Raw genomic sequence first — 13,232 nt, forward strand, 5'->3', positions numbered from 1 at the left:
CATGAGCACCAGCACCACCGCCTCCGTGTCCACGCACATCCTGGACACCTCGATCGGCCGCCCCGCCGAGGGCGTCGCCGTCCAGCTCTCCGTCCGCTCGGGGCGGTCCGCCCGGTACGGGGAAGGCGGGGCCTGGCAGTCGCTCGGCGGCTGTGCGACCGACCCCGACGGCCGGTGCAAGGACCTGCCGACGCTGCCGGAGGGGACCACCCACGTACGGCTCGACTTCGCCGTCGAGGCGTACTTCGAAGCAACATCTGCGAAGAAGCAAGCCGATGCGCAGCAGGACGCCCCCGCGAATCGGGACAGCGGACCGGGCGTGTTCTTCCCGGAGGTAGCGATCACGTTCGCCGTCGTACCGGGCGAGCACTACCACGTACCGCTGCTGCTCAACCCGTTCGGCTACTCCGTTTACCGAGGGAGCTAGCTACATGACCGTCAATTCCCGCCCTGCCCGCCCTGTGATGCTGGGACAGAACCAGTACGGCAAGGCCGAGAACCGAGTCGTCAAGATCACGCGGGACGGCGCCACCCACCACATCAAGGACCTCAACGTCTCCGTCGCGCTGAGCGGCGACATGGACGACGTCCACTACTCCGGCTCCAACGCCAACGTCCTGCCGACCGACACCACCAAGAACACGGTGTTCGCGTTCGCCAAGCAGTACGGCATCGAGTCCGCCGAGCAGTTCGGCATCCACCTCGCCCGCCACTTCGTCACCTCGCAGGAGCCGATCCACCGCGCCCGGATCCGTATCGAGGAGTACGCCTGGGAGCGGATCGAGACCTCCGACGCCAACTCCCGGTTCATCGGCGCGGACGAGGTCAAGCACTCCTTCGTCCGCAAGGGCCAGGAGACCCGTCTCACCCAGATCACCTACGACGGCGAGCAGTGGGAGGTCATCTCCGGTCTGAAGGACCTGGTCGTGATGAACTCGACCAACTCCGAGTTCTGGGGCTACGTCAAGGACAGGTACACGACCCTGCAGGAGGCGTACGACCGCATCCTGGCCACCCAGGTCTCCGGCCGCTGGCGGTTCAACTGGACCGACGACGAGCAGAAGACACCCCACTGGGAGAAGTCCTACGAGCAGGTCAGGAAGCACATGCTCCAGGCCTTCGCCGAGACCTACTCCCTCTCGCTGCAGCAGACGCTCTACCAGATGGGCGCGCGCATCATCAACAACCGCAGCGAGATCGACGAGGTCCGCTTCTCGCTGCCGAACAAGCACCATTTCCTCGTCGACCTGGAGCCCTTCGGGCTGAAGAACGACAACGAGGTGTACTTCGCCGCCGACCGGCCCTACGGCCTGATCGAGGCGACCATCCTCCGGGACGGCTGCGAGCCGAAGATCCCCGTGGACCTCACCAACCTCTGACCTTCCCGCACCTTCGGCACCCGTGACCGGGGAGACGCTCCCTTCCGGCTCCCCGGTCACGGCACTCAAAACTCCTAGGGTCCTGCCGTGCCCTCCCCCTTCAGTCCGCTGAGCGAAAAGGACGAATCATGGCAGCAGCCCAGCGCATCGTCATCGAGAACTGTTCGATCGCGACCGTCGACGCCGACGACACCGAGTACGCCGCCGGTCACGTCGTCGTCGCCGGCAACCGCATCGAGGCGGTCGGCGCGGGCAAGGCCCCCGAGGGCCTGGAGAACGTCGTACGCCGCATCGACGCCACCGGGCACCTCGCCACCCCCGGTCTGATCAACACCCATCACCACTTCTACCAGTGGATCACCCGGGGCCTGGCCACGGACCACAACCTCTTCGACTGGCTGGTCGCGCTCTACCCCACCTGGGCGCGCATCGACGAGCCGATGGTGTACGCGGCGGCCCAGGGCTCGCTCGCGATGATGGCCCGCGGCGGCGTCACCACCGCCATGGACCACCACTACGTCTACCCGCAGGGCTCCGGTGACCTGTCCGGCGCGGTCATCCGTGCCGCCCGCGAGACGGGCGTCCGCTTCACCCTGGCCCGCGGTTCCATGGACCGCGGCGATAAGGACGGCGGTCTGCCGCCGGACTTCGCCGTCGAGACCCTGGACGGCGCGCTCGCCGCCACCGAGGCGACCGTGAAGGAACACCACGACGCCTCCTTCGACGCGATGACGCAGGTGGCCGTGGCCCCCTGTTCGCCGTTCTCCGTCTCGACCGAACTGCTGAGGCAGGGTGCGGAACTCGCCCGCCGCCTCGGCGTACGGCTGCACACACACGGCTCGGAGACGGTCGAGGAGGAGAGGTTCTGCCACGAGCTGTTCGGCATGGGCCCGACCGACTACTTCGAGTCCACCGGCTGGCTCGGCGAGGACGTGTGGATGGCGCACTGCGTCCACATGAACGACTCCGACATCGCCGCCTTCGGCCGTACGAGGACGGGTGTGGCGCACTGCCCGTCCTCCAACGCCCGCCTCGCGGCCGGTATCGCACGCGTCCCCGACATGCTGAAGGCGGGCGTCCCGGTCGGCCTCGGCGTCGACGGCACCGCCTCCAACGAGTCCGGTGAACTCCACACCGAACTGCGCAACGCCCTGCTCATCAACCGGCTCGGCGCCCACAAGGAGGCCGCGCTGAACGCCCGCCAGGCCCTCCGGCTCGGCACCTACGGCGGCGCCCAGGTCCTCGGCCGCGCCGCCGAGACCGGCTCGCTGGAGCCCGGAAAGCTCGCCGACCTCGTGCTGTGGAAGCTGGACACCCTCGCCCACGCCTCCATCGCCGACCCGGTGGCCGCCCTGGTCCTCGGTGCGGCGGCCCCGGTCACCGCCTCCTTCGTGAACGGCCGGCAGATCGTCGAGGACGGCCGCCTGCTCACCGTCGACGAGGACGCCATCGCCCGCTCCACGCGGGCCGAGGCCCAGCGCCTGGCACAGATCGCCGCCAAGGGCTGAGCCAGCGCCGGACTCCGGCCGGGAGGGACGGCTCCCGGCCGGAAGCCGTGGACCCGAGCGGGGTCCACGGCGGCCGTCTCCGGGGCGCGCCGACGCGCGCCCCGGAACGGTCACCGTCCCCATGCCCCGCAAAGGGCCTTCCGGTCCCTCCCCCCACTCTCGACTTCGCTCGAGCGGGAGGTACCCCCATGCCCGCCGCGCACCACCTCCCTGAAATCCACGTCAGAGCCGACGTGTCACCCGACCGGAGGAGCCGCCGTGTCCGCTCACCCCGTTGACGAGACCCACCCAGTCGACGAGAAACTCCCCGCCCTCAAGATGGCGACCAGCGGCCTGCAGCATGTGGCCGCCATGTACGCGGGAGTGGTCGCCCCGCCCCTGATCGTCGGCGCGGCCGTAGGCCTGTCCGGCACCGACCTGACGTTCCTGACCGGCGCCTGCCTGTTCACCGCGGGCCTGGCCACCTTCCTCCAGACCCTCGGCATCTGGAAGATCGGAGCCCGGCTGCCCTTCGTCAACGGTGTCACCTTCGCCGGCGTCGCCCCCATGACGGCGATCGTCGCCTCCGCCGAGGACAAGTCCGACGCCCTGCCGGTGATCTTCGGCGCGGTCGTCGTCGCGGGCCTCCTCGGCTTCATGGCCGCTCCCTTCTTCAGCAAGGCGGTCCGCTTCTTCCCGCCCGTCGTCACCGGTACGGTCATCACGCTGATCGGCGTCTCCCTGCTGCCGGTCGCCTTCAACTGGGCCCAGGGACCCGACCCGGCGGCGCACGACTACGGTTCGGCGACCAACCTCACCCTGGCCGGCACCACCCTGCTGACCGTCCTGCTGCTGCGCCGCTTCACCCGCGGCTTCGTCAAGCAGATCGCCGTCCTGCTCGGCCTGACCGCCGGCACGCTGATCGCGATCCCGTTCGGCGTCACGGACTTCGCCCCGGTGGCGGACGCCAAGCTGATCGGCTTCCCGACGCCGTTCCACTTCGGCGCCCCGCAGTTCCACATCGCGGCGATCCTGTCGATGTGCGTGGTGATGGTCGTCTCCATGACCGAATCCACCGCCGACATGCTGGCGCTGGGCGAGATCGTGGAACGCCCCGCGGACCAGCGGACCATCGCGGCGGGCCTGCGCGCCGACACCCTCGGTTCCGCCCTCAGCCCCGTTTTCAACGGCTTCATGTGCAGCGCCTTCGCGCAGAACATCGGCCTGGTCGCCATGACGCGGATCCGCAGCCGCTTCGTCGTGGCGGTCGGCGGCGGCTTCCTGGTCCTGATGGGCCTGTGCCCGGCGGCGGCCTCACTGATCGCGGTCGTCCCCCGGCCGGTCCTCGGTGGCGCCGGCGTGGTCCTGTTCGGCTCGGTCGCCGCGAGCGGTATCCAGACCCTCGTCCGGGCCGGCCTGGAGAAGGACGACAACACCCTGATCGTGGCCGTCTCCCTCGCGGTCGGCATCATCCCGATCAGCACTCCGGCGTTCTACCACGCCTTCCCGGAGACCGCGAGGATCATCCTCGACTCGGGCATCTCCACCAGCTGTGTCACCGCGGTCGTGCTCAACCTGGCCTTCAACCACCTGGGCAGGGGCAGCGAGGCGCGGAACGGCACGCACCCGATGGAGTCGGGCGAGGAACTCGCGCCCGCCCACTGAGGCACCCGGGCACGGTGGACGTGCACGGCACAGAACAGGCGTGCGGGGTACGGGACTTGCCCGTATCCCGCACGCCGTATGCGGCAGTCTTGGGCCCATGAACGAATCCGGCCGCGTCGAGGCCTTCAGCGACGGCGTGTTCGCCATCGCCATCACCCTGCTCATCCTGGAGATCAAGGTCCCCAAGGTGGGCGAACACGGCGGTCTGTGGCATGGGCTGGGAGCGCAGTGGCCGTCGTACGCCGCCTACGCGGTCAGCTTCCTGGTGATCGGGATCATGTGGGTCAACCACCATCAGGTGTTCACCTACGTCGCCCGGGTCGACCGTACGCTGATGTTCCTGAACCTGCTGTTGCTGATGGTGGTGGCGGCCGTGCCCTGGCCGACGGCCATGCTCGCGGAGTACCTGCGCGAGGACGGGGCCTCGCACGTGGCAGCCGCCGTGTACAGCCTGGTCATGGTCGGCCACGCCTTCACCTTCCAGGCCCTGTGGTGGCATCTCACCCGTACCGGCCACCTCTTCGACGCCCGCGTCGACGCCGAGGCGGCCCGCCGGACCCGGGCACGCTTCGCCCTCGGCTCCCTGGCCTACCCGCTGAGCGTGGGCCTCGCCTTCGTCTCCGCCCCCCTCACCCTCGCCGCGCACGGGCTGCTCGCCCTGTACTACGGCTTCAACCAGATACCGGTGCCGACCCGGGAGACGGCCGCGCCCTGAGCCGGGGCGGGAGGACCGACTGGCAGGGAGTGGCCGCGGGCAGCCGGCCGGTGAAGTACGAGCGCGGCGGGACGCCCATCAGGGCGCGGAAGTCGGACGTCATGTGCGACTGGTCGTAGTAGCCGGTGGCGGCGGCCAGTTCGGCCCAGTCGGCGGTCGCGGCGTGCGTGAGGACCGCTCGTACGCGGTTGATGCGGGCGTAGTGCTTGGGGGACAGCCCCACGCCCTCCGCGAAGAGGTTGCGCAGGTGCCGCTCGCTGACGGCCAGTTCCCGGGCGACCTCGCTGACCGGTCCCGGCGTCTGGCCGACCCGGACCGACATCGCGTCGGCCCCGGCCCGTACCAGCGCCGTGCGGGTGCGGTCCGCCGCCGCGGTCAGCCGTTCGGGCAGCGTGGCCGCGAGGTGGGCCGCCGTCTCCTCGGCGGTCAGCCACCGCAGCTCGCGGTTCAGCTGGTGTGCCGTCCGGCCGGGCAGTTCGCCGAGCGGGACGACCCTGCCCAGCAGCTCGGCCGCCGGGACGCCCAGGAGGGGGCGGGCCGTGCCCGGGGCGAGGCGCAGTTCCACACAGGACGCGAGGACCTCGCCGTCGTGGTAGGTGGCCCGCACCCGCGGACCGACGGCGAGCACGTCGCGCTGCCCGTTCGTCCCCACGCGGACGACGATCTTCGTGGCAGCATCCGGGAGATGGGTGAACGCCGTACCGGGCGGTCCGGCGGCGGACACGGTCACGATCCCGGTGATCCACGGGTGCAGGGCCTCGGGCAGCGCAAGGGCCTGTTCGGCGCGGGAGTTCGTCACCCCTTCACCGTAAGCGGGCCGTGGGCCGCACGGGCGGACGGACCGTGCCGGAATTTCCAAGAGTGCCGGACACCGCCCGGCGCATCGTGGAGCTCATGATCCTCGTGACCGGTGCCACGGGCACCATCGGCAGTGAACTCGTACGACAGCTCGCGGCGTGTGGCGGGAAGGTGCGCGCCCTGACCCGGGACCCGGCGAAGGCCCGGGTGCCTGCTGGGGTGGAGGTGGTCCGCGGGGACCACCTCCACCCGGATTCCCTGACGGGCGCGATGGCCGGGGTGACGGCCGCGTTCCTGCTGCGTCCGCCCGGCCCGGACTCGGGGCACGACCGGGCGCTGGTGGCGGCGGCGCGCGCGGCGGGCGTCGGGCGGCTGGTCAAGCTTTCCGCGATCGGGACGGGCGATCCCGACGTGGGCCCGGCCGGCGCCTGGCACGAGCCCGGCGAGCAGGCCGTGCGGGACAGCGGCACCGAGTGGACGATCCTGCGGCCCTCGTCCTTCGCCTCGAACACGCTGAGCTGGACGCAGGCCGTCGAAGCGGGCGAGCCGGTGCCGAACCTGACCGGTGACGGGCCGTCCGGGGTGATCGACCCCCGGGACATCTCCGAGATCGCGGCCCGCATCCTCGTCGAGGGCGGGCACGCGGGACGGACGTACACCCTGACCGGGCCGGAGGCGATCAGCGTTCCCGGACAGGCCGCCGTCCTCGCCTCCGTCCTCGGCCGCCCGGTCGGCACGCGCGATCTGTCGCCGCAGGAGACACGCGAGTTCCTGCGCAGCGCCTGGGGTTTCGACGACACGCAGGCGGAAGGCACCCTGATCGCCACAGCCTTCGTCCGCGACGGCGGCAACGCGATCGTCACCGAGGACGCGGCGGAGCTGCTGGGCCGGCCGGCGCGGACGTACCGGGAATGGGCGCAGGACCATCAGGACGCGTTCGCACGAGCCTGACCCGCGGCCGGACGTGACGGCGACAGGGACGGCTACAGGCCGAACAGCGCCGGATCCGTGGTCAGTTCCTTGAAGGCCGCCGCGGGATCGGCGACGAGCTTTCTCGCCTTGAGGTCCAACAGACCGCAGACGGCGCTGATCTCGGCCGCCAGCGTGCCGTCCGTCTTGACGACCTGCTGGTGGATGCGGAACGTCTTGCCGCCTCTCCACTCGAACGCGCAGGTCACGTCGACCTCGTCACCCGCGACCAGCTCGCGCCGGTAGCTGATCGTCGTCTCCAGCGCCACCGGCCCCACCCCCTGGCCGGTGAGCCCTCGCTGGCTGATCCCGGCCGCCTGGAGCAGCGACCAGCGGGCGTGCTCCGCGTAGTTGAGGTAGACCGCCTGGTTGAGGTGGCCCTGGGTGTCGGTCTCATAGCCACGGACGGTCACCCGGACGGAGTACGGTTCGGCCACTGTTTCCCCCTTGTCGCGCTTGCTCGTGTCGGACTCTGTGATGCACCGATCTTGGCATGCCGCTCAGATCCGGCGCGGCGAGGCCAGCAGATAGCGCCTCCGGGTCCGCGGCTCGGTGTACTCGCCGGCCTGCCAGCCCGCCCGCTCCAGCGTGGCCGCGCAGGCGGTGAGGCCCGCCGCGTCCGGCGCGTACACGGCGACCGCCTCCGGCTGCGCGGTCGCGCGCACCCGGTAGCCGGGGCCCTCCGGGCCGTCGGGCCGGTGCCCGGCCGCCTCCAGGGCGAGGGCGGCGGCCCGCACCAGATGCGTGCGCTCCCAGCCGCAGGGCCGGTCAACGGCGCCGTCGGGGTGAGTCATCCGGCGCAGCTCCAGCAGCCCCTGCCAGGCACTGTGCACCTCGCGCAGCCGCGCCGGACCGGACGCCGGTGCCTCCGCCTCCCCGCCGACGCGCGCCGCGAACACCCCCGTTCCGGCCGGGGCCTGCCGCGCCGCCCCGGCCCCGGACGCTGCTCCCGGCCCGGGCGGCGCCTCCCGTATCCGATGCCCCGCCGGGGTGAGGAAGTGGTCGTGCGGCGGCCGGGGGTGCCGGAACGCGAGCCCTCGCCTCACCAGGGCCGCGAGCTGCGCCTCGGTGCCGCGCAGCCGTCCGGTGACCGGATCGGCGGTGTCGATCAGGCGCCGCTGCGCGGCGGTCGGCGGTCGGGTCACGGCGTGCTCCTTCCCGGCGTCGTCGAATACCCGGAAACCGCCGGACGGGCGGCTCGCATGCAGCCTACGGCCGGGGTCTGACATCGAGCCGGACCTCCGCGGACCTCTCCCGCCCCAGGGCCGTTCGGGTCGGTGTTGCGGTGCCGTGCCGCGCCCGTGGTGCCGTGCCCGTCAGCCGTGCGGGGGCGGTCGGTGGTGCCGGGGCGGTCAGTGGGGCCGGATGTTCCACCCCGCCACCACCGGGCGCCCGTGTTCCGTGCCGAGGCGGCCCAGTGAGCCGGTCGCGAGCTGGAACAGGGCGCCGTGCCGTGGGGGCAGGCCGAGGTGGCGGGCGGCGAGGACGCGCAGGAAGTGTCCGTGGGCGATCAGGAGGACGATGCCCTCCGTGTTGGCGAGGGCGGCCTCCGCCTTGGCCAGCACCCGGTCGGCTCGCTCGCCGACCTGCTCCGCGGTCTCCCCGGGATGCTCGGGGGGCCCGGGCGTGACCCCGTCCGTGAACAGGAACCAGTCCGGGCGGCTCCGCTGGATCTCCACGGTGGTCACGCCCTCGTAGCCGCCGTAGTCCCACTCGCGCAGGTCGGCATCGACCCGGGCGTCACTGATGCCGATGAGCTGCGCGGTCTCGCGGGCCCGTTGCAGGGGGCTGACGAAGGCCGCGCCGATCCTGTGCGAGCGGATCAGCGGCACCAGGCGGCGTGCCTCCTCCCGGCCGTGCTCGGTGAGGGGCACATCCGTCCAGCCGGTGTGCCGTCCGGACCGCGACCACTCGGTCTCGCCGTGCCGGACGAGAAAGAGGTCACCCACGCCCGCGCCCTTCCCGCTCGCCCCGCTCGTCTGTCAGCACGGTGACACAGGGCGGCCCCGGCGCGCAGTGCGGAGTGCGCCGGACGGGCAGGCACCGGTGACTGCGCCGGGGGGCTTCTCCGCGATCATCCGGGCCGGCTACTGCCGGTACCCGGTCAGGAAGCGCCCGATCCGGCCGATGGCAGCCTCCAGGTCGTCGGCGTGCGGGAGGGTGAGGATACGGAAGTGGTCGGGGGCGGGCCAGTTGAAGCCGGTGCCCTGGACCACCTGGATCTTCTCGCGCAGCAGGAGGTCCAGCACGAACTTCTCGTCGTCGTGGATCTTGTGCACCTTGGGGTCCAGACGCGGGAACGCGTACAGCGCGCCCCTCGGTTTCACACAGGACACGCCCGGGATCTCGTTCAGCTTCTCCCAGGCCACGTTCCGCTGCTCGTACAACCGGCCGCCCGGAGCGGCGAGTTCGCGGATGGACTGGCGTCCGCCGAGCGCGGCCTGGATGGCGTACTGCGCGGGGACGTTGGCGCACAGCCGCATGGAGGCCAGCATGGTGAGGCCCTCCAGGTAGTTCTTCGCGTGCTGCTTCGGGCCGGTCACCACCAGCCAGCCGGAGCGGAAGCCCGCCACCCGGTACGTCTTCGACAGACCGCAGAAGGTGAGGACCACCAGGTCCGGGGCGAGGGACGCGGCCGAGTGGTGCACGGCGTCGTCGTACAGGATCTGGTCGTAGATCTCGTCGGCGAACACCATCAGTCCGTGCCGGCGGGCGAGGTCGAGGATGCCCTCGACGACCTCCTTCGGATACACCGCGCCGGTGGGGTTGTTCGGATTGATGATGACCACGGCCTTGGTGCGATCGGTGATCTTGGCGGCCATGTCCGCCAGGTCGGGGTTCCAGTCCGCCTGTTCGTCGCACAGGTAGTGGACCGCCTTGCCGCCGGCGAGTGTCGTCACCGCCGTCCACAGCGGGAAGTCCGGGGCGGGGATGAGGACCTCGTCCCCGTCCTCGACCAGTGCCTGCACGGCCATGGAGACCAGCTCCGAGACGCCGTTGCCGAGGAACACGTCGTCCACACCGACGTCCAGACCGAGGGCCTGGTAGCGCTGGGCGACCGCCCGGCGGGCGGACAGGATGCCCCGCGAGTCCGTGTAGCCGTGGGCCTGCGGCAGCATCCGGATCATGTCCTGGAGGATCTCCTCCGGGGCCTCGAAGCCGAAGGCCGCGGGATTTCCGGTGTTCAGGCGCAGGACGCTGTGGCCCGCCTCTTCGAGCGCGTTGGCGTGCTCGATCACCGGGCCGCGGATCTCGTAACAGACCTCGCTGAGCTTGTTCGACTGCCGGAACTCCATGCGCCCCTCCGGAAACTCGTGTTGCTTGGTTTTACCAAGTAGGAGCTTGGAAAGTCCAACAACGCGTCTAGACTGCGTCGCATGTCACCACGCCGAAGCTACGACCAGTACTGCTCCGCAGCCCGCGCCCTCGACCTCGTCGGCGACCGCTGGACCCTGCTGATCGTCCGGGAACTGCTGGCCGGCCCCCGCCGCTACACGGACCTGCACGCGGACCTGCCCGGCGTCAGCACGGACGTACTCGCCTCACGGCTGAAGGACATGGAGCGTGACGGGCTCACCACCCGCCGCCGGCTGCCCCCGCCGGGCGCCGCGTACGTGTACGAACTCACCACGCGCGGGCGGGCGTTGCTGCCCGTTCTGCAAGCGCTGGGGGCGTGGGGGCAGGCCGAGCTGGGCGAGCGGCGGCCCACGGACGCGGTGCGTGCGCACTGGTTCGCGCTGCCGCTGCTGCGGGGCCTTGACGGCGAGGGTGTGGTGGAAGTCCGCCTGGAGGAAGGGGTGTTCCACCTCCACGTCGGTGCCGAGGAGGGGCCGCTGTACGGCGACGGGCCCGCGCCCGGTGCCGCCGATGCGCTGCTGGTGATGGACGCGGCGACCTGCGAGGCCGTCGCCCGAGGTGAGCTGGGCCTGCCGGACGCGGTACGGGACGGGCGGGTGACCGTGTCGGGGGACGGCGCGCTCGCCAAGGCATTGCGGGAGGCGTGAAACGGGCCGCCCGCCCCGGACTTGGCTCCCGGACCGCGCCGGGCGGGCGGTGGGCAAACGGAAGGCCCGCCGGTGGGCGGGCCTTCAGCTACGTCGGTTCAGACGCCCGGCGGCACCCGGGACGGGCGTCCCGAGCCGCGCGTGAGCGTGTATCCGCCGATTCCGGCGAGCGCGGCGAGCAGGCCGCCGACGCCGGTCCACACCCAGCGGTCGGTCCACCAGCCGGAGGACCAGCCGCCGTCGGGCTCGATGCTCGACAACACCGCCGACTTGGCGTCGCCGTCGTCCTTCTGCGAGGTGACGGCGATCCCGGGGACGAGCGGCTCGGCCAGTGAGCCGTCCACCGCCGCCGCGCCGCCCATGTCCTTGGAGTCGACACGGACGTGCGCGCTCACCTGCTGGCCCAGGTCGGAGGGGCCGAGGCCCGTCACCGTCAGCCGCAGGTAGTACGTGCCCGGCAGCGGGTCGTTCGCCCACGGCTCCGACCAGGCCCGCACCGTACGCAGCACACAGGCCAGTTCGACCGAGGGGGTCCCCTGCGGGGCGGTGCGCGTCGCGGCGCCGTACTGGCAGGACTGGCGGCGCCGCAGACCGTCGTACACGTCGATCTGCCAGGTCTCGGCCCCGTGCGCCGAGGGGAGCTTCACCATCGCCTTGACGGTGGGCCGCTGGCCGGCATCCGCCGGGAACGACCAGTACAGGTAGTCACCGGTCGCGGCGGACGCGGTGGCCTGCTGCCCCTGCTCGATCTCCGTCGCCGTACGGAACGAGGTGCCCGCCTGGGTGGGTGCCGTGCCGTCGGACGAGGCTCTGGGGGAGGGCGAGGAGTCGGCGGCGGCCGGTCCCGCGGCCAGCCCGAGCGCCAGCAGCGCGGCGCCCAGCACACGTGTGATACGCATCAGTTCGTCCTCCAGACAGCGACCCGCCAACGCGACAGCCAACCCCACAGCAGACCCGCGAGGAAGCCGGCCAGCACCAGCGCGCCCAGCAGCCACCAGCCGCGCCCGAGGCCGAAGGCGGCCACGTCGCTCGCCTTGTCCGGCCCGTCCACCACGTCGACGGTCAGCTCCAGCGGCAGACCCGGCGTCGTCTTCACACCGGCGGCCGGCGCGAAGGAGTTGCTGACCTGGAGGCACACCGTCTCGGCGGCGGCGCTGTCGTCGTCACTGTCGGGCCGCGGGTAGCGCAGGCCCGTGGAGGTGACGTCGGTGCGGCCGGTACCCGCCGCCTCGCCGCGCACGATCTCCCGGCCGTGCACGGTCACCGCCCGCAACAGCACACCGTAGTTCGGGTTGACGGCCCGGTCGTCCGCCACGCTCACCGAAGCGCGCAGCTCCTGGCCGGGGTTGACGTCCACCTTGTACCAGCGCTGCCGTCCGAACTCCTCGCGGTCGGTGTACAGCCCGGACTTCAGTGAGGGCGCGCCGGCGCACTGCGCGGCGCCCTCGGTGGCCACCGGCGTCACCACCGGATCGGCGGCCCGGTCCACCAACTGACCGACCCGGTCGCTCAGTTCTTCCTTGTGCCGTACGTCGGTGTAGGTGCCGCCGGTCGCGTCCGCGATGCAGCTGAGCTGGTCGCGGGTCTTGGCGTCCGGCACCAGGCCGAGCGTGTCGATGGTCAGCCCGATGCCCTTGGCGGCTATCTCCCGGGCCACCTCGCAGGGGTCCAGCGGCTGGCAGGTGTCCTCGCCGTCGCTGATCAGGACGATACGGCGGGTGCCGCCGTCGCCGCCGCTGACGTCGAGGTCCTGCGCGGCCTTCTCCAGCGCCGGCCCGATCGGCGTCCAGCCGGTCGGCGCCAGCGTGGCCACCGCCGTCTTCGCGTCGGTCCGGTCGAGGGGGCCGACCGGGTAGAGCTGCGCGGTGTCCTTGCAGCCGGTCCTGCGGTCGTTGCCGCGGTAGTTGGCGCCCAGGGTGCGGATGCCGAGCTGGACCTCCGAGGGGGTCGCGTCGAGCACCTCGTTGAACGCCTGCTTCGCCGCGGCCATCCGGGAGCCGCCGTCGATGTCCCGCGTCCGCATGGAACCGCTGACGTCCAGCACCAGTTCGACCTTGGGAGCGGGCTGCCCCGACTCGTCCGCCAGAGCCGGGGCGGGAACCGCGATCCCGGCCGTCAGGGCGGCGAGCAGCGCACAGACTCCCGCCGCCAGCCGTTGTCTTCTGATCATCGGCGGATCCTATTGATCACACGCACCGGGTGCCAAAACGGCAGG

Annotated in this window: 14 protein-coding genes; 7 read left to right on the forward strand and 7 right to left on the reverse strand. The window is 71.7% G+C overall.

Going from position 1 to position 13,232, the window contains the following annotated elements:
• The first annotated feature begins 1 nt into the window (after position 1).
• The 5 genes from uraH (at position 2) to K7G59_RS05485 (ending at position 5,246) form a co-directional block, all read left to right on the forward strand.
• The gene (uraH, locus tag K7G59_RS05465; protein WP_225830683.1) at positions 2 to 427 is read left to right on the forward strand and encodes a hydroxyisourate hydrolase; all 426 of its coding nucleotides are present in this window, start codon (positions 2 to 4) and stop codon (positions 425 to 427) included.
• A gap of 4 nt (positions 428 to 431) precedes the next feature.
• Positions 432 to 1,379 carry a factor-independent urate hydroxylase gene (gene pucL / locus K7G59_RS05470; RefSeq protein WP_225830684.1) on the forward strand — a complete coding sequence of 316 codons (948 nt, stop codon included), beginning with the start codon at positions 432 to 434 and terminating at the stop codon, positions 1,377 to 1,379.
• A gap of 128 nt (positions 1,380 to 1,507) precedes the next feature.
• A complete protein-coding gene (locus K7G59_RS05475; RefSeq protein WP_225830685.1) occupies positions 1,508 to 2,887 on the forward strand; it encodes an 8-oxoguanine deaminase in 1,380 nt (459 codons plus the stop codon).
• 258 nt (positions 2,888 to 3,145) lie between these two features.
• Positions 3,146 to 4,531: a nucleobase:cation symporter-2 family protein gene (locus K7G59_RS05480; protein WP_308294994.1), complete on the forward strand. Its 1,386-nt coding sequence runs from the start codon at positions 3,146 to 3,148 to the stop codon at positions 4,529 to 4,531.
• Between the two features lie 97 nt (positions 4,532 to 4,628).
• Positions 4,629 to 5,246 (forward strand): TMEM175 family protein, encoded by a 618-nt coding sequence (locus K7G59_RS05485; RefSeq protein WP_225830686.1) that lies wholly within the window; start codon positions 4,629 to 4,631, stop codon positions 5,244 to 5,246.
• Here K7G59_RS05485 and K7G59_RS05490 read toward each other — a convergent pair.
• Complete coding sequence (locus K7G59_RS05490) at positions 5,203 to 6,045, reverse strand: AraC family transcriptional regulator (RefSeq protein WP_225830687.1); 843 nt, start codon at positions 6,043 to 6,045, stop codon at positions 5,203 to 5,205. The two genes, K7G59_RS05485 and K7G59_RS05490, sit on opposite strands and share 44 nt — an antisense overlap.
• Before the next feature lie 95 nt (positions 6,046 to 6,140).
• Here K7G59_RS05490 and K7G59_RS05495 point away from each other — a divergent pair, with 95 nt between their 5' ends.
• On the forward strand, positions 6,141 to 6,995 hold the full coding sequence (locus K7G59_RS05495) for an NAD(P)H-binding protein (protein ID WP_263975865.1): 855 nt from the start codon (positions 6,141 to 6,143) through the stop codon (positions 6,993 to 6,995).
• A gap of 32 nt (positions 6,996 to 7,027) precedes the next feature.
• Here K7G59_RS05495 and K7G59_RS05500 read toward each other — a convergent pair whose 3' ends face one another.
• From K7G59_RS05500 to K7G59_RS05515, 4 genes are all read right to left on the reverse strand, one after another.
• Complete coding sequence (locus tag K7G59_RS05500; RefSeq protein WP_225830688.1) at positions 7,028 to 7,450, reverse strand: thioesterase family protein; 423 nt, start codon at positions 7,448 to 7,450, stop codon at positions 7,028 to 7,030.
• A gap of 63 nt (positions 7,451 to 7,513) precedes the next feature.
• Positions 7,514 to 8,158, reverse strand: coding sequence for a hypothetical protein (locus K7G59_RS05505; protein WP_225830689.1), 645 nt, complete (start codon positions 8,156 to 8,158; stop codon positions 7,514 to 7,516).
• A gap of 207 nt (positions 8,159 to 8,365) precedes the next feature.
• Positions 8,366 to 8,962 (reverse strand): histidine phosphatase family protein, encoded by a 597-nt coding sequence (locus K7G59_RS05510; RefSeq protein WP_225830690.1) that lies wholly within the window; start codon positions 8,960 to 8,962, stop codon positions 8,366 to 8,368.
• Between the two features lie 138 nt (positions 8,963 to 9,100).
• Positions 9,101 to 10,309 (reverse strand): pyridoxal phosphate-dependent aminotransferase, encoded by a 1,209-nt coding sequence (locus K7G59_RS05515; RefSeq protein ID WP_225830691.1) that lies wholly within the window; start codon positions 10,307 to 10,309, stop codon positions 9,101 to 9,103.
• Between the two features lie 81 nt (positions 10,310 to 10,390).
• Here K7G59_RS05515 and K7G59_RS05520 point away from each other — a divergent pair, with 81 nt between their 5' ends.
• Positions 10,391 to 11,017 carry a winged helix-turn-helix transcriptional regulator gene (locus K7G59_RS05520; protein ID WP_225830692.1) on the forward strand — a complete coding sequence of 209 codons (627 nt, stop codon included), beginning with the start codon at positions 10,391 to 10,393 and terminating at the stop codon, positions 11,015 to 11,017.
• A gap of 98 nt (positions 11,018 to 11,115) precedes the next feature.
• Here the strand turns inward: K7G59_RS05520 and K7G59_RS05525 are convergent, their stop codons facing one another.
• The gene (locus tag K7G59_RS05525) at positions 11,116 to 11,916 is read right to left on the reverse strand and encodes a hypothetical protein (protein ID WP_225830693.1); all 801 of its coding nucleotides are present in this window, start codon (positions 11,914 to 11,916) and stop codon (positions 11,116 to 11,118) included.
• Positions 11,916 to 13,187 (reverse strand): VWA domain-containing protein, encoded by a 1,272-nt coding sequence (locus tag K7G59_RS05530; RefSeq protein WP_225830694.1) that lies wholly within the window; start codon positions 13,185 to 13,187, stop codon positions 11,916 to 11,918. Before K7G59_RS05530 ends, K7G59_RS05525 begins: the two co-directional genes overlap by 1 nt.
• Positions 13,188 to 13,232 lie beyond the last annotated feature (45 nt).

Source organism: Streptomyces sp. NK08204 (assembly GCF_020400585.1).
GTDB lineage: Bacteria > Actinomycetota > Actinomycetes > Streptomycetales > Streptomycetaceae > Streptomyces.

Bases quoted from the DNA above. Each gene is read 5' to 3' on its own strand.
- K7G59_RS05515 (WP_225830691.1), bottom strand. From the start codon at position 10,309: ATGGAGTTCCGGCAGTCGAACAAGCTCAGCGAGGTCTGTTACGAGATC.
- uraH (WP_225830683.1), top strand. From the start codon at position 2: ATGAGCACCAGCACCACCGCCTCCGTGTCCACGCACATCCTGGACACC.
- K7G59_RS05525 (WP_225830693.1), bottom strand. From the start codon at position 11,916: ATGCGTATCACACGTGTGCTGGGCGCCGCGCTGCTGGCGCTCGGGCTG.
- K7G59_RS05475 (WP_225830685.1), top strand. From the start codon at position 1,508: ATGGCAGCAGCCCAGCGCATCGTCATCGAGAACTGTTCGATCGCGACC.
- pucL (WP_225830684.1), top strand. From the start codon at position 432: ATGACCGTCAATTCCCGCCCTGCCCGCCCTGTGATGCTGGGACAGAAC.
- K7G59_RS05530 (WP_225830694.1), bottom strand. From the start codon at position 13,187: ATGATCAGAAGACAACGGCTGGCGGCGGGAGTCTGTGCGCTGCTCGCC.
- K7G59_RS05485 (WP_225830686.1), top strand. From the start codon at position 4,629: ATGAACGAATCCGGCCGCGTCGAGGCCTTCAGCGACGGCGTGTTCGCC.
- K7G59_RS05495 (WP_263975865.1), top strand. From the start codon at position 6,141: ATGATCCTCGTGACCGGTGCCACGGGCACCATCGGCAGTGAACTCGTA.
- K7G59_RS05520 (WP_225830692.1), top strand. From the start codon at position 10,391: ATGTCACCACGCCGAAGCTACGACCAGTACTGCTCCGCAGCCCGCGCC.